Raw genomic sequence first — 16,624 nt, 5'->3', positions numbered from 1 at the left:
ACATAGCTAGACGGGGCGATGCACATGTGGAAGAACGCCGGCATGCAGAGCGTCGCGTCTACCTCCTTGCCTGAAATGCTGGAGCCCATTCTCGATACCGTCTTGGATGCGGTCATTGTCCTGTCCAAGGACGGGCGGGTCGTTGCCTGGAACGGGGTTGCCGAGGATACCTTTGGCTGGAGTAGCGAGGAGGCTTGTGGCCAGCTGCTGGCCGACCTCATTGTGCCCGAGATACATCGCGCAGCGCATATGGCCGGGATGGAACGGCTGGGACAGGGTGGCGCACCACGTGTGCTCAATCGCAGAATAGAACTTCCTGCCCTGTGCAAGGACGGCAGCAAGATCCCCGTCGAATTATCGATCACCACTTCGCGCGGAACTGGACGCGAGTTCTTCATCGGCTTCCTTCGCGATATTAGCCAGCGCCGCGACGCCGAGGACCTGTTGCGCCGAAAGTTGCGTGAATACGAGGTCATGCTCGAAGTTACGCGGATAGCGGGCCAGGCCGACTCTTTCGAAGATGCCATGCGCACCGTCCTCAAGACGATTTGCGAGATGACAGGATGGCAGGCTGGTCACGCTTTCCTGGTTGATCGCAAGGACCCCGACCTGTTGCATGCTTCGATGATCTGGCACGAAGAAGTCGAAGGTTGCGCGGCGCAGATGATGGCGGCGAGCGACGGGCTGACATTTCGCCGGGGTGAAGGCTTGTCGGGAGAAGTTCTGGAGACCGGCGCCCCGGTCTGGCTCAGCGACATCAATCTCGAGGGCAATTTCATCCGCCAGGGGTTCGAGTTTCGCGGCGCGTTCGGCTTTCCGCTGCGCAGCCAGGGGCGCATTACCGCGGTACTCGAATTTTTCTCCAACTCGCCCACCGCCACCGATGAATCACAATTGCTTCTGGCGCAGGCACTTGGCAGCCAGCTTGGCCGGGTGATCGAACGCAGCGAGACCAGCGAGCAGCGCGAAGTTCTGCTGCACGAGCTCAACCATCGCAACAAGAACCTGCTGGCGGTGGTCCAGTCGATGGCCCGGATTACCTTCTCCGGACTTGCCGATCCGGACAACCGGCTGGATACCTTTAACAGCCGGTTGCAGGCGATGGCGCGGGCGCAGGACCTGCTGGTGCGAGGCGAGTGGACCGATTCCACCCTGCGCGAGGTGATCGAGGCAGCGCTGAGGGGGTTCGACAGCCACCGCGATAGTTTCACCCTGTCCGGCCCCGACATTCCCGTCACTGCGGCGGAAGTGCAGACCAGTGTGCTGACGCTGCACGAGCTGTGCACCAACGCGCTCAAATACGGCGCGCTTTCGTGCGAGGGGGGGACGATCTCGGTCACCTGGGGCTTCGAGGGCGAAGGGCCCGAGCGCGAATTCGTCTTCGAATGGCAGGAACACGGTTGCCAGCTGGATGGCCCGCCGACGCAGACCGGTTTCGGCACCAACCTCCTCAAGCGCGGCCTGTCGCAAGCGCACGGCTCGCAGGTGAAGGTCGATTACAAGCCGGGCGGCATCCACTACCGCATGGTCACCCCCAGCCCCAAGACGACCCCCTCCAGCACCTAGCTCAGCCCGGGGTTATTCGATCCTCTCGTAAATGAGCGCGATCTCTTCGGTCGGCCGGTCGGCGACATCCTCTTGCGCGATGCACGAGGTGACCGTCACGTCATGCAGCGTGCGGACCCCGTCATGGGTGCCGATGGTGGCGGTGCGATAGCGCGCGCCGCGATGGCAGCTGCCGGCCCGGACCAACAGGCGTATCATGCCGGCACCGTCGCTGTCGGGGCGCGAGCGAAGTTCCTGCGCGGCCCCTGCGTTATAGATCCGGCCGGTGATCAGCGGGCGGTCGGGGTCGGCCTGCGAAGCGGAGGTAGCCTCTCCGGGGTTATATTTGGGTGCGATATAGCCCTTCTTGCCCCGCCGCGCTTCGGCTGGACCGGCGGCCTTCTCGCCCTTCTCTATCTTCCATGTGGTCTCGGCATTGCCGCCCTTTACGCCGCTTTCCTTCATCTCGCGTTCGACCGACCAGGTCTGCGGTTCTTCGCCCCATGACCATGACAGGACTTCGATGGTATCGGCGCGTTCGTGGCTCTGCGCCTCGCCTTCGACGCCTTCCATCTTGAGGTAGTAATCCGTCGCCAACGCAGGAGCCGCCAGGCCCAGCGTCAAGGCGGCGAGCGCCGTGCCGAGCGCAAAGCGAAGGGCGCGTATGATAGCTTCTCGCATCTCGGTCTCCTCTCAAAAGTGGCGACCCGGCGCGGACCATACACCCGAAACCGGAGTCGCGCCTAATCGCGCACCCGGCCCATGTCGTAGCAATTGCTGCAATCGCGCAGCGCGAGATCATCCGCCACCTCGTCCATTTCGGCCCCGCAAGTCCTACAGGATGGAACACATGGAACAGGGTCCTGGGGAGAAATTTCCGGTGGCGCATCGGGCAGGCTCTCGCCCCGGCGAAGCCGCTCGATCTTCGCGTCGAGCAGCGGCAGGGTGGCGCGGACATCGACCCGCTCGGCCATCCGGTCGAGCCGGGCGAGATGCGCCAGCAACAGGCGAGAATCGAAGCGCCGCCGCCGCGCGATCTCCTCGCCGTGATAGAACACCGCCTCCTCCACCCCGTTGATGGCGCGATCCGCCAGCACCTCCTCCGCCGCACTGCGCGCCGCCACCAGCGCCGCATCCCACGCCAGCGCAAAGCCGCTGGACATGCGCCGCGCGCGATAGGCCGTCTGCGGCGAGACACAGGCCGCGCGGCAGGCGAGCCGGACATTGCCCGACAGCGAGAGGCTAGCGAGAAAGTCCGCCTGGCGCGAGGCTGTGAGGACAGTGTGATGCCCCTGCGCCGAGGTGGCGGTGGTGTCGGTGAAGGTGTCGTGGGGGACGAGGGCTGTCATGCGGTCCGGGTTCCTATGTGGGGAAGTGGACGAAAGCATCTAGAACGAGTGGGTCCCTGTAGGAAATACAAACTCCACATGGGTTCCCCCACGAGGTCCTTGCACGCAAAAAAATAAAGGCCCGGAAATCCGGGCCTTTACGAGATACATGAACACAATCTCAGTCGTCGGTGTAGGGCTCTGGTTTTACCGCCAAATTCTTGCGAACTAGAGTTAGATGATTCATTTCTCGCTCCCTCGTTGATAATGCCATTCTTGAACCTTAGAACCTGAATGGACGGTTATTAGGTGGCACTTGCTGTAACTTCCTGCAAGCCCCAAAGGTCCCCAAATTCGAAATGAGGATCAAAGTGAGATTGTTTTCACACACTCACGCAGAACATATTCCGGCTCGTTATCCGATCCACGGTCTAGATAGCCAGCAGCCTCCAAATTCGCAATCGCCAACCTCGCATAGCGTTTTGCCTGCTCGATATCCTCTTGAAACAAGTATACTCGTCGCAACGTGTTAAGCTTATGATAATCCACGTTGTCGGACTCATCGAACTGCGAAACTTCAGCAAGTGCAGTGGCGAATCTCTCGTTTGAGATGCCAGCTTGCTCTAATTCAGCCCATTCACCTCCAGCCTCCAGAAACTCAACCACGAAAAAAAGCAGGTTGCTTTGCGCCATCACGCGATCAGATTCATGTGGATATTCGTTTGGCTGCGACTTATCAGAAACAGTAATTTCACTAGCTTTTGCCGAGTAAACAGCGGACGCAACAGCTACGGAACGCTCATCCTCACCAAGTGGTTTGCTAAGGTCAGAGCCCACACGCCTGACGTCATTCCAAAGCCAATAACCAAGAATTCGATTCGCTGAAGCATGCACCCAATGATTCTCCTGAAGGTCTGTACGCTCAAAATTATCCAGCAAATTCTTCATCGTGAGCCTAGCCTGTTCGCGATCGTTTAACTCATAAAGAACCCTCGCCAATCGATATGCGATAATTCCTCGAGCAGGATTGGAGTCATACATCTTCTGGTATATAGCGTGCGACTCGACTAAATATTCGTTGCCAGCTGACGCGCCAAGCCTGCGACCAATTTCGTAAAGAAGAAGTGCTTTTTCCATAGCCAACACATACTCGACTTCCAACCTCAAATTATCGTCCATTGGGACCTCGCGCAGATCAACCTCGCCTTTCTCTATAATCTCTCTGCTTATTTGGAAGTCGGCAATTTTTTTGGTGCTTTTGTAAAGAGAGTTATTCTCATCACTAAGAGCCTCTCTTGAACGCCCAAGAATGTCTCTAATTCTCTCTTTTACCTCGCCCTCGTAAGTTTCATGGTTAATCAACCTCCGCTCAGGCTCTTCGGCCAAGCGGATACGCGATCGCCTTTTAATACTCTCATCCAATTCATCAATTTGAATTTTTACTTGGTCCCCGTATTGCGCGAGACCGTCATTTAGCGTCTTCAATACATTAAGGTGTGCAAGACAATTTGAAATCATTGCCTCAGTTTTAGTACCCGTATTACTTTTAGTTTCCCGCTTATACTTCAGTTGATGGTCCATTTCTGACCATACATCCTCCAGTGCTGTTCGAATTTGTATCTCGACTGGAACCTCAACGTATCCTTTGGCATATTTCGTTCTGGTCCAAAGAACTATATGCAGAGAAGAATAATTACCCCTCTCCGTCTCTACTAAACAGCGCTCCGAGAACCCGTGAAAATTAAACATGGACCTAATTCTTTCACCGAGTTTTTGTACGTCTGATTCTGAATTTATCGAATAAACCTTAACCTCTTCGATGGGATTATCTAGAAAAAACCTAGATTCATCGCCTCCGCTGTGCTCGGCTATTAACTTCAATAAATTTGGAATAATAGATAAAATATCTAATCTATAAAGTGTTACAATTCTTATTCCAACGATATCACGAATATCTTTCGTCTTATAATGTGGTTTATCTGTGGACCTTTTTTTTCTTACTTTCTCTTCTATTTTAAAGTCATCCTTAACCCGGCTCTTCACCGCATATGACAGGTCAAATATCGAGGGGTTTCCGCTGCGCAGCAGCCTTTCAAACTGCTCGCGGACATCGTCTGCTCCACGCCTGACCTCCATTGCTTCTTGCGTTAAATTCTCAGGCATGCGGCCTCCAATTGATTACCTTGTTCGATCGAACTATAGATGGGTGATGGCATTTGCAATGGGTAGAATATTCAATCTATGCCTTACGACAGATTTGAATTACGATTTTTCTATAATTTAATGATCAATGAAAACAAACTGAGCATTATTGTAATTCTCATTTTGTTCGCGATACGCGCAACTCAAGCCGCAACAACGCCAGCGCTCTCGATAGTGAAGAATTAGTGATGAATTGCGATCATCACCCTACCCCCCCCAGCACACGCCCGCGTGATATCCCGCATCTCTTGCAGGTTGCCGGTGAAGGCGTCGGTGAGCTCGATGCCGCGGGCGGCGAACTGGGTTTCCATGCAGCCGCAAATCTCGGCCGCGCGCGAGGGATCGGGCGCGGCGCGGGTGAAGCGGGCGACGCAGCGCTCGGAAAAGCTGTTGGCGCTCCGCACGGAGACTTCATCGGCAATCTCGTCGCGCGCGGTGAAGGCAAAGGCGACCAGGAAGGCGATCACGCCGACCACCAGCATCACCAGGAATTTCATCATGCCCATTCTCCCCCCTTGCGAGACACCGTGGCGATCCTAGCCCGCGCGGGGGCAAGGTCAAATCGGGGGGATATGGCGGCTGAGCCTATTCGGCGGCTTCGGTCTGCCTTTCGGCGGCGCGTTCGAGCATGGGGGCGAGATAGTGTCCGGTGTAGCTGGCCTTGACCTTGGCCACCGCCTCGGGCGTGCCCTCGGCCACGATCCGCCCGCCGCGCACGCCGCCGCCCGGCCCCAGGTCCATCACCCAGTCGGCAGTCTTGATGACATCGAGATTGTGCTCGATCACCACCACCGAATTGCCCTGCTCGACCAGCCGGTGGAGCACCTCCAGCAGCTTGCGCACGTCTTCGAAGTGCAGGCCGGTGGTCGGCTCGTCGAGGATATAGAGCGTCTGCCCGGTGCTGCGCTTGGCCAGTTCCTTGGCCAGCTTGACCCGCTGCGCCTCGCCGCCCGACAGCGTGGTCGCCTGCTGGCCGACCTTGACGTAGCCCAGCCCCACTTCGTTGAGCATGTGCATCTTGTCACGGATGGGCGGCACGGCCTTGAAGAACTCCTCCGCGTCCTCGATCGTCATGTCGAGCACGTCGGCGATTGAGAGGCCCTTGAACTTCACCTCCAGCGTTTCGCGGTTGTAGCGTTTGCCGCCGCATTCCTCGCAGGTGACATAGACATCGGGCAGGAAGTGCATCTCGATCTTGATCAGCCCGTCGCCGGTGCAGGCCTCGCAGCGGCCGCCCTTGACGTTGAAGCTGAAGCGTCCCGGCTTGTACCCGCGGGCCTGGCTTTCGGGCAGGCCGGCGAACCAGTCACGGATATTGGTGAAGGCGCCGGTATAGGTGGCCGGGTTGCTGCGCGGGGTGCGGCCGATCGGCGACTGGTCGATCTCGATCACCTTGTCGCAATATTGCAGGCCGGTGACCTTGTCATGCGCGCCCGCGATCACCCGCGCGCCGTTCAACGTGCGCGCGGCCGAGGCGTAGAGCGTGTCGATGGTGAAGCTCGACTTGCCGCTGCCCGAAACGCCGGTGATGCAGGTGAAGGTGCCGAGCGGGATGCTGGCGGTGACATTGTCGAGGTTGTTGGCCCGCGCGCCGTGGACCGTCAGCTTGTGGCCATTGCCCTTGCGCCGCCTGGCCGGAACCGCGATCTCGCGCCGCCCGGTGAGGTAGTCGGCGGTGAGCGAGTTCTTCGCCTTGAGCACCTGCTTGAGCGTGCCCTGCGCCACGATCTCGCCCCCCCGCACGCCGGCGCCGGGGCCAAGGTCAACGACATGGTCGGCCTGGCGGATGGCATCCTCGTCATGCTCGACCACGATCACCGTGTTGCCAAGGTCGCGCAGGCGCTTCAATGTTTCCAGCAGCCGGTCGTTGTCTCGCTGGTGCAGGCCGATGCTCGGCTCGTCGAGCACATACAGCACGCCCGACAGCCCGCTGCCGATCTGGCTGGCGAGCCGGATGCGCTGGCTCTCGCCGCCGCTCAGCGTGCCGCTGGTGCGGTCGAGATTGAGGTAATCCAGCCCGACATTGTCGAGGAAGCCCAGCCGCTCGTTGATTTCCTTCAGGATGGCGCGGGCGATCTGCTGTTGCTGGGTGCCCAGCTTGGCCTCGAGCGCCAGGAACCATTCCCTGGCATCGGACACGCTCATCTGCACCGGCGCGGCAATATCGGTGCCGGCGACCTTCACCGCCAGCGCCTTGTCGTTCAATCGCTTGCCGCCGCAGCTCTCGCACGGCTGCGCGGCCTGGAACTTCGACAGCTCCTCGCGCATCCAAGCGCTCTCGGTCTGGCGCAGGCGGCGGTTGAGGTTGCCGATCACGCCCTCGAACGGCTTGGTCACGGTGTATTGCTTGCGCCCGTCCTTGAAGGTGAGCGGCACGGCCTTGCCCTTGGTCCCGTGCAGGATGACGTCGCGCTGTTCCGGCGCGAGCTCGTTCCACGGCGTCGTCAGGTCGAAATCATAGGCTTTCGCCAGGCTCGACAGCACCTGCATGTAATAGGGCGACGGCGGGTTGGACTTGGCCCATGGCACCACCGCGCCCTGTTTCAGGGTCAGCCCTTCGTTGGGGACGACGAGCTGCGGGTCGAACAGCTGCTTCTCGCCCAACCCGTCACAGGTCGCGCAGGCACCCTGCGGCGCGTTGAAAGAGAACAGCCGCGGCTCGATCTCCTCGATGGTGAAGCCACTGACCGGACAAGCGAATTTCTCGGAAAAGACGATGCGGTTGGCGGGCAGCCCCGCCCCCTTCATCTGTCCTCCACCCTCGCCTTCATCCTCGCGCCCCGGCACGACACCGTCGGCCAGGTCGACATAGGCCAGCCCCTCGGCCAACTTGAGCGCGGTTTCGAAACTGTCGGCAAGGCGCGTTTCGAGGCCTTCCTTCACCGCCAGCCGGTCGACCACCACCTCGATGTCATGCTTGAACTTCTTGTCGAGCGCGGGCGCTTCCTCGATCGGATACATCTCCCCATCGATGCGCACGCGGGTGAAGCCGGCCTTCTGCCACTCGGCCAGCTCCTTGCGATACTCGCCCTTGCGCCCGCGCACGACCGGCGCGAGCAAATAGAGCCGCGTGCTTTCGGGCAATTCCATCACCCGGTCGACCATGTTCGAAACGGTCTGAGCCTCGATCGGTTCGCCGGTCGCAGGGCTGTAGGGCACCCCGACCCGCGCCCACAGCAGGCGCATGTAGTCATAGATCTCGGTCACCGTCGCCACGGTCGAGCGCGGGTTGCGGCTGGTGGTCTTTTGCTCGATCGAGATCGCCGGCGACAACCCGTCGATATGCTCGACATCAGGCTTCTGCATCATCTCGAGGAACTGCCGCGCATAGGCAGACAGGCTCTCGACATAGCGCCGCTGCCCCTCGGCATAGATGGTATCGAAAGCCAGGCTCGACTTGCCCGAGCCGGAAAGCCCGGTGATCACGATCAACGCGTCGCGCGGCAGGTCGATGTCGATACCCTTGAGGTTATGCTCGCGGGCACCGCGGACGGAAATTTTGGTTAAGGCCATGGCGGCTCACTTGGGGACTGTTGCGACCAGAGTCCAGCAGGGCCGAAGGCGGTATCGCCTCCGCCGCGCTGGCAGACGAATGTTCCGCAAATGTTCGCATTGTCATGAAGGTAGGTCAAGTAACCCGCCCTTTGGGCCCGATTACCCGGGGCAACACCCAACCCGTGCTTGCGCTACGATGAACCGTGGACCGATCAGCCAAGCGAGCCGTTGATAGGGTGAAGGACATTACGAGGCCCGCCTGGCTCGCCTTTTTTCAGTCGCCGAACCGGTTTCGCGGGGTCTCGCAGGAGAAAGGACCCCGCCGTGCCGCCCGGCAGAACACCAACCGATAGTACCACCCCCACCGCCCGTTCGACGCCCGCATCACGCAGCGCTGCTCCGCCCCGTTCGTCGCGCTGGACAGCGCCCACAAACAGGGACAACAATTCCACCGGTACAGCGCCGGAGCGGCTCAACCGTCGTGCTCGGGCGCGCGTTTTCTTTGCGCATCTGCAGGACCGTCGCCGAATTCGCCGCCAGTTGCGCCAGCAGCGCATCCGTGCCGGGCTGCGAGGACGGCGCAAGCGCAAGATGGCACTGGCGGCATCGGCCAGCGTGATGACGCTCAGCACCGCGGCAATTGATACCGATACCGCCGCCCGCCAGAGTGCCACCATCCAGAAGGTCAACCCGAGCGAGACCCGGGTCACCCCCGCAATGCTCGAAGCAAGCGACGATCTGAAACAAGCAATGATCGAGGAAGAAGGCGTTCGCTACACCGTGTATCGCGATGTTGCGGGATACCCGACCGTGGGTGTCGGCCATTTGCTTTTGGCCAGCGATGGCTTGCAAGTGGGCGACCACATCACTGAAGAGCGGGCGCTCAAGTTCTTCGAACAGGACATTGCATTGTCAGAGAATGTCGTGCGCCGAGTGGTCGGCGACATGAAGCTCTACCAGCACGAGTTCGATGCGCTGGTCGACCTCGCCTTTAACGTTGGCGAAGGCACGCTATCGCCCGACAAGAGCCCCGGCCTCACCGCTGCAATTGAATCCCGCGACTACGACCGTCTCGCCGAGGAGCTGGAGTACCACCACGCCGCCGGCGCCATCGCCAACGGGCTGGTTTACCGCAGCGAGCGAAGAACCAATATCTTTCTCGACGCCGAGTATGACGATCCGCGGGAGCTGAGAGCTTAGAGGAAGCGCGTGTCTTCCCCGGTTGCAATTGCAATCAATCTCAGGTTCAAGCGGGCCCAGTTACAACACGGCTCAACAGGCGGTTCCGGTTGACCGGGCCGCTTGGTCGCATTGAACCATTGGAGAGAATGATGAAGGCCCATATCCTGGCCACCACCGCCGCCGCTGCCCTGCTGGCTGGCTGCGCCACCTATTCCGACGGAGAGAGCATGGAGAGCGCTGGAGACGATCTCGCGCAGGAGCAATACAGCCCCGAGATCCCCGCCGGCACCGGCTATTTCGCTGCCGACAGCTCGCTACCCTTCCTCGCGCCCGATTTCACCAAGATCAGCGAAGACGACTATATGCCGGCCTTCAAGCAGGGCATGGAAATCCAGAAGGCCGAAGTGCAGGCCATCATCGACAACCCGGCCGCGCCGACCTTTGCCAATACCATCGTCGAACTTGAAAAGTCGGGCCGGATGCTCGGCCGTGTGGCGCGGGTGTTTTTCGCGCTGACCGGTTCGAATACCACCGACAAGCTCGACGAGATCAACCGCGAAGTCGGCCCGATGTTGTCGGCTCACAGCGACAGCATTACGCTCAACCCCGAACTCTTTGCCCGTGTGAAGACGGTCTATGACAACCGCGCCGCCATGGCGATGACGGTCGAGGACGCCAAGCTGCTCGAAGAGACCTACAAGAACATGGTCCATGCCGGCGCCTTGCTGACCGAGGCCCAGCGCGAGCGGGTAAAGGCGATCAACACCGAGCTGTCCACGCTGACCACTGATTTCGGCCAGATGGTACGCGATGCATCCAACGCACAGCCGCTGATCGTTGATACCAAGGCCGAGCTCAAGGGCTTGTCCGACGCCGACATCGCCGCTGCCGCCAAGATGGCGACGGAGAAAGGCCACCCTGGCAAATATGCCATTGCGCTGCAGAACACGACGCAGCAGCCCTCGCTGCCGAGCCTGGAAAACCGCAAGACGCGCGAGAAGCTGTTCAAGCTCAGCTATCACCGTGCCGATGGCACCAATCCCAAATACGATACGCGCATGAATCTCGCCAAGATCGCCAAATTGCGCGCCGAGAAGGCTGCGCTGTTCGGCGAGGAGGATTGGGCCAGCTACACCATGTATGACCGCATGGCGCAAAAGCCCGCCACCGCGCTCAAGTTTATGACCGACATGGTCCCCGCCCTCGCCGCCACCCAGCGGCGCGAGGCAGCCATGCTCAACGAACAGATCAAGTCCAAGGGCGGCAATTACGAAGTCAAGCCGTGGGACTGGTATCGCTTCGCCAACCAGGTCAAGTCAGAGCGCTACGAGCTCGATGAAGATGCGATGATGGAATACTTCCAGCTCGACAAGGTGCTGGAAGACGGCGTCTTCTACATGGCCGAGAAGCTGTACGGCCTGACCTTCGAACGCCGCACCGACCTGCCGGTCTACCACCCCGACGTGTGGACCTATACCGTGTTCGATGCCGATGGTAGCGAGCTGGGCCTGTTCTATTTCGACCCGTTCCAGCGCGATTCCAAGCGTGGCGGGGCGTGGATGAGCAACTTCGTCGACCAAAGCGACCTGTGGGGCACGGGCCCGGTCATCTACAACGTGCTGAACATTCCCAAGGCGACCGAAGGCGAGCCGCAGCTGGTCAGCTATGACTGGGTCAACACCACCTTCCACGAGTTCGGCCACGCGCTGCACGGCTTCTTCGCCGACCAGCGTTACGAAAGCCTGTCGGGCACCGCCACTGCGCGCGATTTCGTCGAATACCCCAGCCAGGTCCACGAGATGTGGGCGACCTGGCCCGAAGTGCTGAGCAACTATGCCAAGCACTACAAGACCGGCGAAACCATCCCGCAAGCGATGATCGACAAGATCGAAGCGGCCAGCAAGTTCAACCAGGGCTATGATTTCGGCGAAGTCGTCGAAGCGGCGCTGCTGGACATGAAGTGGGCCGCGTTGTCGCCGGAAGAAGCGGCGGCGATCGATACGCCGGCCAACGTCACTGCTTTCGAACGCAAGTCGCTGCAGGAACTGGGGCTCGAGATCGACCTCGTGCCGCCGCGCTATCGCAGCACCTATTTCAACCACATCTTCAGCTCGCCAGCTGGCTATTCGGCCGGCTATTACAGCTATCTGTGGACCGAGATGCTCGACCGCGACAGCCGCAAGTGGTTCCGCGACAACGGCGGGCTGACGCGCGCCAATGGCGATCACTATCGCAAGACCGTGCTCAGCCGCGGCGGGACAATGGACTACTTCAAGATGTTCCAGAATTTCGCCGGGCGTCAGCCCGATGTCACCCCGATGCTGGAGGCCCGCGGCCTGGTCGCCGGGTCCACCGGTGCGGCTGCGGATAGCGAGGCTTCGGACGGACAGTTGCCGACGCAGACTACCGGCCAGTAAGTCGGCAAGACCGCAAACGAGAAACCCCGTCGCGGCAACGCGGCGGGGTTTTTCATGTCGCGGCGCAGGCCTAGAACAGCGTCTGTTTAAGTGGAAAATCGAACCCTGCCTGCTTGGCAATGACCCCCGCCCACTGGCCGACCTGATCGATTTCTTCTGCCAGCACGGGGTCTTCGGTCGCGCGGTCTCCAGCGAAGGCTCCGCCGAGCTTCGAGTGGCTTTCGAACACCGGGCCGTTGGCCAGCTCGCCCGCTACGCCATCGTCGGCAGAGATGTCGAAAAACGCGAACATCGCATCGATCGTGCGCGCCCGCTCGGCATCGAACTGATCGCCGTCGAGCAGCCGGAAGCGATCGGCAGCAACGCCTTTCACCCGATTGTCTTGGTGCGCGGAGAAATAGCGCTGGTTGAGGAACCAGGCGAGCGCAGCGGCCTGCATATCGGTCAGCGCGAAACTGTCGAGTGGTTCGAGCCCGAAATCCATCGCCGCATAGCTCTGCAACTCGATGAACAGCTTGCGCGCCCAGCTCCGCCCCATCAGCCCCTTGCGGGCGACCGAGCGGAGGAAAACCGGAAGGTCGTTGGTCATCAGCACGGCCTTGGCCTGCGGACGCTGCTGCATCACCGTGGGCATAATCATGTTGGCGTGGTTGGTGGGCTTGACGATTACGCTCTCGCCCGCAGACCATGGCCGTGCCAGCAGCGCGAGCAAAGGGGCGACGAGATGCTTTGCGTCATCGCCCGCATTGACCATGCTGGCGATGATGAAAGGTTCGTTGAGGACCGCCACGGTGCCGGGGCGGTCGACCGCACGCACCAGCAGGGTCGAGCGGCAGAAGGCGGTGTGGAAAATGAAATGCAGATTGCCTTGTTCGGGCTGCATCGAAGCAACCTCGTCCCACCCCACCAGCGCGCGCTCCTCCGGTGGCGGATCACGATCGGCGAGAAAGCCGGTGTCGGCCAGCGTATCGCGGGCAATCTTAAGGAATTCGACCTGCCTTGTGGAGGTGTCGATGCGATGCGGCAGCCAGGAAGGATCTGCGGCTATTGTGCGGGCGTCTGTCATGCGGACCGCCTAGCGTATCGCGCTGCCGACGCAAGCGGGTTCAACTACCCAGCAATGCCCAGGTCCGGGGACCAACGATACCGTCGGCAGCCAGGTGCCGAGCGCGCTGGAAGGCCCGCACCGCCGCTTCTGTCGCGGGGCCGAAATCGCCGTCCACTGTGACCTCCAGCCGTTCCTGCAAACGTTGCACCGCATTGCCTCGCGCGCCCCGTCGAAGCAGCGGCATCGCCATTTTCTCTCCGGCATGACGGGCAAAAGCTGCAGCCAGCTTCTCATCATATCGGTTGGTGCGATAGTTGCGGCCGTTATACCCACGCGCAAATGCCGCCCAGTCATGCGCACGCAACGCCGCGTCAAGCTGGTTTGAACGGATAAAGGCGATGAAAGCATCGAGTTGGCGCGCCTCGCTTTCGACCATTGCGGCAACGAAATCGGCAACCGTGTCGAAACCGACCACGCGGTGATTGAAGCCCATGATCTGGAATGCGCCCCAACTGGCAGAGCGCAGAGCCGCACCGCGATCGAGCAGCATGGCCTTTGCCAGGCGGTCGTATTCCGCTTGCCCGCCGCGATATCCGCCTGGCCGGGCCGAAGAAATATCGGGATGGAGCCCGCTCCATCGTCCAGCGGTATCGCGATGGAAACAATGACGTTCGAACAGGATCCGAGGGCGACCATCGCGCTGGAAGCCACTGCCCAGGCTCTCGACCTCGATCACCGCCCTGATCGCGGCCTCTTGGCAATCGAGCGTCCGCGCCGCGCGATCGAAATCGGCTTGTCCAAGAGGGGTAGGATCGGGTGAAATGAAGACGTCGATATCATGGTCGACCATTGTACGCTCCGGCTCGGGTGGGTCGCGGCCATAATTCACCATATAGGTTGTAGGAAACCTATATTGCTAACCAATTTGCAGAGACTGCGTGCCTTGCGGTCCGACCCATCGCGCCTCGACTTGCCAGATCTCGCGCAGGACGGCGGATGCCAAGGCATCCTTCGGCGATCCGCTTACGACCACCCGCCCTTTGTCCAGCACTACCACGCGATCGGCATGATTGGCGGCCAGGGCCAGGTCATGCACCACCATGACCACCCCGGCACCCGCATCGGCCTGTGCGCGAAACTCGCGCAACAGGCGCTGCTGATGCGCAAGGTCGAGCGCCGCCAATGGCTCGTCGGCGAGGATCCATTGCGGCCGTCCGGCCAGCACCCGCGCCAGCAAGGCGCGCGACCGCTCGCCACCTGACAGGGTCGAGACTGGCCGCTCCGCCAGCGACTCCAGATCGAGCGCCCTTAACGCCGACGCGACCTCCTGCTCGCCCCGATCGCCATGGGGGAGGCGACCCAGCGCTACTAGGCTGCGCACGGCAACATCCCACGCCACCTCGCCATCCTGCGGCAGATATCCGATCGCCCGCGCCCGTTCGCGCGCGGCGAGGCTGTCGAGCGGCGCATCGCCCAGCGTTACCCGGCCCGCATCGAGCGGCAGCAGTCCCGCGAGCGCCGCGAGAAGGCTGGACTTGCCGGCACCGTTGGGTCCGCAGATGGCGGTCAGCTGTCCCGTCTCCAGTGCCGCCGACACGGCGGCCAGACGGCCCGAAAGCGTCGCATCGTGCGCCGCCAGCTTCATGACAACCTCCCCAGATCGCCGCGCCGCATCCGGAGCAACAGCCAGAGGAAGAACGGCGCACCGAACAGGCTGAGCGCGATGCCGAGCCGCAATTCGGTAACCAGCGGCAGGATGCGGACCACGCTGTCCGCCACCAGCACCAGTACTGCGCCTGCCAGCGCGCTCGGCAACAGCAGGCTGGACGGCTTGCGGTCGGTCAGCGGGCGTACGAGATGGGGGACGATCAGCCCGACGAAACCAATGATCCCGGCCACTGCGACACCGCTACCCACGGTCAGGCCTACGCCGAGTACCAGCAGCGCCAGCAACCGCCCCGGCGCGATACCCAGCGAACGCGCGGTTGCCTCACCCAATGTCAGCGCGTCGAGCCCGCGTCCGGTGCGCCATAACAAGGCAATGCCGAGCAGCGTCAGTGGCGCTGCCAGCGCAACATCCGGCCAGCTCCGGTCGGTCAAGGCACCCATCAGCCAGGTGACTATCTGGCTCATGGCAAAGGCATTTGGCGCAAGACTGATGGCAAGGCTGGTGAGCGCGCCCGCGAGGCTGGCGATCATCAAGCCGGCGAGCGTAAACAGCGCGATGCCGCCGGTGCGTCCGGCGATCAGCGCCAGCAGCGCCATCGCAGTTCCTGCCCCGACCAGCGCGAACAGCGGCAGCAGCCAGGGCGTTGCTGCGTAGCCGAACCAGAAGCTGGCTACTGCACCCAGTGCCGCACCGGGCGCGATGCCGAACAGGCCGGGATCGGCGAGCGGGTTACGCAAATAACCCTGCATCGCCGCCCCTGCCGCGCCCAGTCCGGCGCCGATCGTCACCGCCAGCAGTGCGCGCGGCAGCCGCAATTCCATCAGGATGACGGGAGCATTGGGGGTGGTCGAAGGATCGATCCAGACTCGCCCTGCCAGCAGCGAAAACGGCAATGCCAGCGCGAGCAGCGCGAGGAAGACGAGCACGGCGCGGTTCACCCGCGTATCTCCGCCAGCCGGTCAAGCGCGCGGATGATCGTCGGGCCGCCGCAATAGAGCAGGTTCGCATCGAAGCGCGCCGTGCTCATATCTCCCAGTGCAGCGAGCGCGGGATGCGCCTGCGCGCGCTCCTGTCCGGCAACCAGCAGCACCTGCGGCGGATCGGCCAGCATATTCTCCAGCGAAAGGTAATCCGCCTGATGAAGCCCGCGCGCAGCGCTGTGGCTGGCAAAGCCTGCATGCACCATCAACTCGCTCACCAGCGCGCCTTCGCCCGGTACGATCCCGCCCGGTTGCCACAGGACGGCGGATAGGGACGGACCGTTGGCAGCGGTGCGTGCGAGGGCAGAATCGATGCGTGCGATGAGAAGCTCACCTGCTTGCGGACGGCCTGCCACCTCGGCGAGTTGGCGGATTTGCGCCTGGCTATCGGCAACGTTGGTCGCAATACCGAGTGCTTCGACGGCGATACCAAACCGCTCGAACGCGGCCCGGGTTGACGGCGCCATGAAGCTCGATCCGACTACGATGTCGGGGTCAAGCGCCAGCACCTCTTCCACTGTTCCGCCGGTAACAGCGAAACGCCGCGCCAGGTCTAGGTCCATCGAAGTCGATGCGGGGTCCTGGCTGTAATGGCTGATCGCGAGCAATTGGCCGGGTTGCGCCATCTCAGCCAGGATCGCGTCAGCGCATGGGTTGAGGCTGACAATCGTGGGCGCGGCGACGCGCTGCTGCGGGGCCTGCGGGGCCTGCGGGGCTGCGCAAGCTGACAGCATGGCGGCGCAAAGGATCGCCGCCTT

At 61.4% G+C, this 16,624-nt stretch carries 13 protein-coding genes; 3 read left to right on the top strand and 10 right to left on the bottom strand.

Annotated elements, in window-relative coordinates:
• Positions 1-24 precede the first annotated feature (24 nt).
• Positions 25-1,566 (top strand): HWE histidine kinase domain-containing protein, encoded by a 1,542-nt coding sequence (locus tag ACXYL9_RS06140; protein ID WP_459038701.1) that lies wholly within the window; start codon positions 25-27, stop codon positions 1,564-1,566.
• A 12-nt stretch (positions 1,567-1,578) separates the two neighbouring features.
• Here the strand turns inward: ACXYL9_RS06140 and ACXYL9_RS06135 are convergent, their stop codons facing one another.
• The 5 genes from ACXYL9_RS06135 to uvrA all read right to left on the bottom strand — a co-directional run bounded on the left by ACXYL9_RS06135 (position 1,579) and on the right by uvrA (position 8,588).
• On the bottom strand, positions 1,579-2,226 hold the full coding sequence (locus ACXYL9_RS06135) for a type VI secretion system tube protein Hcp (protein WP_459038700.1): 648 nt from the start codon (positions 2,224-2,226) through the stop codon (positions 1,579-1,581).
• A gap of 62 nt (positions 2,227-2,288) precedes the next feature.
• Positions 2,289-2,894, bottom strand: coding sequence for a hypothetical protein (locus ACXYL9_RS06130; RefSeq protein WP_459038699.1), 606 nt, complete (start codon positions 2,892-2,894; stop codon positions 2,289-2,291).
• Between the two features lie 345 nt (positions 2,895-3,239).
• On the bottom strand, positions 3,240-5,036 hold the full coding sequence (locus tag ACXYL9_RS06125; RefSeq protein WP_459038698.1) for a hypothetical protein: 1,797 nt from the start codon (positions 5,034-5,036) through the stop codon (positions 3,240-3,242).
• Positions 5,037-5,257: 221 nt separating this feature from the next.
• The gene (locus ACXYL9_RS06120; protein WP_459038697.1) at positions 5,258-5,575 is read right to left on the bottom strand and encodes a hypothetical protein; all 318 of its coding nucleotides are present in this window, start codon (positions 5,573-5,575) and stop codon (positions 5,258-5,260) included.
• An 85-nt stretch (positions 5,576-5,660) separates the two neighbouring features.
• A complete protein-coding gene (gene uvrA / locus ACXYL9_RS06115) occupies positions 5,661-8,588 on the bottom strand; it encodes an excinuclease ABC subunit UvrA (RefSeq protein ID WP_459038696.1) in 2,928 nt (975 codons plus the stop codon).
• A 306-nt stretch (positions 8,589-8,894) separates the two neighbouring features.
• Here uvrA and ACXYL9_RS06110 point away from each other — a divergent pair, with 306 nt between their 5' ends.
• Positions 8,895-9,770: a lysozyme gene (locus tag ACXYL9_RS06110; protein WP_459038695.1), complete on the top strand. Its 876-nt coding sequence runs from the start codon at positions 8,895-8,897 to the stop codon at positions 9,768-9,770.
• Between the two features lie 131 nt (positions 9,771-9,901).
• Positions 9,902-12,169 carry a M3 family metallopeptidase gene (locus ACXYL9_RS06105; protein WP_459039866.1) on the top strand — a complete coding sequence of 756 codons (2,268 nt, stop codon included), beginning with the start codon at positions 9,902-9,904 and terminating at the stop codon, positions 12,167-12,169.
• Positions 12,170-12,239: 70 nt separating this feature from the next.
• On the opposite strand, the gene ACXYL9_RS06100 is transcribed toward ACXYL9_RS06105, so the two are convergent.
• The 5 genes from ACXYL9_RS06100 to ACXYL9_RS06080 form a co-directional block, all read right to left on the bottom strand.
• Entirely contained in the window at positions 12,240-13,235 is a 996-nt protein-coding gene (locus ACXYL9_RS06100) for a hypothetical protein (RefSeq protein ID WP_459038694.1), read from the bottom strand.
• Positions 13,236-13,275: 40 nt separating this feature from the next.
• Positions 13,276-14,067 (bottom strand): N-acetylmuramidase domain-containing protein, encoded by a 792-nt coding sequence (locus ACXYL9_RS06095; protein WP_459038693.1) that lies wholly within the window; start codon positions 14,065-14,067, stop codon positions 13,276-13,278.
• Between the two features lie 66 nt (positions 14,068-14,133).
• Entirely contained in the window at positions 14,134-14,862 is a 729-nt protein-coding gene (locus tag ACXYL9_RS06090; RefSeq protein ID WP_459038692.1) for an ABC transporter ATP-binding protein, read from the bottom strand.
• Entirely contained in the window at positions 14,859-15,824 is a 966-nt protein-coding gene (locus ACXYL9_RS06085; RefSeq protein WP_459038691.1) for a FecCD family ABC transporter permease, read from the bottom strand. Before ACXYL9_RS06085 ends, ACXYL9_RS06090 begins: the two co-directional genes overlap by 4 nt.
• On the bottom strand, positions 15,821-16,600 hold the full coding sequence (locus tag ACXYL9_RS06080; protein ID WP_459038690.1) for an ABC transporter substrate-binding protein: 780 nt from the start codon (positions 16,598-16,600) through the stop codon (positions 15,821-15,823). Before ACXYL9_RS06080 ends, ACXYL9_RS06085 begins: the two co-directional genes overlap by 4 nt.
• Between the last annotated feature and the right edge of the window lie 24 nt (positions 16,601-16,624).

This window comes from Qipengyuania sp. CAU 1752, assembly GCF_054482615.1.
The sequence above is the reverse complement of the archived record's forward strand: the minus strand, read 5'-3'. Positions and strand labels throughout refer to the sequence as shown.

Coding starts and splice junctions, on each gene's coding strand:
- ACXYL9_RS06140 (WP_459038701.1), top strand. CDS start 25: ATGTGGAAGAACGCCGGCATGCAGAGCGTCGCGTCTACCTCCTTGCCT.
- ACXYL9_RS06135 (WP_459038700.1), bottom strand. CDS start 2,226: ATGCGAGAAGCTATCATACGCGCCCTTCGCTTTGCGCTCGGCACGGCG.
- ACXYL9_RS06130 (WP_459038699.1), bottom strand. CDS start 2,894: ATGACAGCCCTCGTCCCCCACGACACCTTCACCGACACCACCGCCACC.
- ACXYL9_RS06125 (WP_459038698.1), bottom strand. CDS start 5,036: ATGCCTGAGAATTTAACGCAAGAAGCAATGGAGGTCAGGCGTGGAGCA.
- ACXYL9_RS06120 (WP_459038697.1), bottom strand. CDS start 5,575: ATGATGAAATTCCTGGTGATGCTGGTGGTCGGCGTGATCGCCTTCCTG.
- uvrA (WP_459038696.1), bottom strand. CDS start 8,588: ATGGCCTTAACCAAAATTTCCGTCCGCGGTGCCCGCGAGCATAACCTC.
- ACXYL9_RS06105 (WP_459039866.1), top strand. CDS start 9,902: ATGAAGGCCCATATCCTGGCCACCACCGCCGCCGCTGCCCTGCTGGCT.
- ACXYL9_RS06100 (WP_459038694.1), bottom strand. CDS start 13,235: ATGACAGACGCCCGCACAATAGCCGCAGATCCTTCCTGGCTGCCGCAT.
- ACXYL9_RS06095 (WP_459038693.1), bottom strand. CDS start 14,067: ATGGTCGACCATGATATCGACGTCTTCATTTCACCCGATCCTACCCCT.
- ACXYL9_RS06090 (WP_459038692.1), bottom strand. CDS start 14,862: ATGAAGCTGGCGGCGCACGATGCGACGCTTTCGGGCCGTCTGGCCGCC.
- ACXYL9_RS06080 (WP_459038690.1), bottom strand. CDS start 16,600: ATGCTGTCAGCTTGCGCAGCCCCGCAGGCCCCGCAGGCCCCGCAGCAG.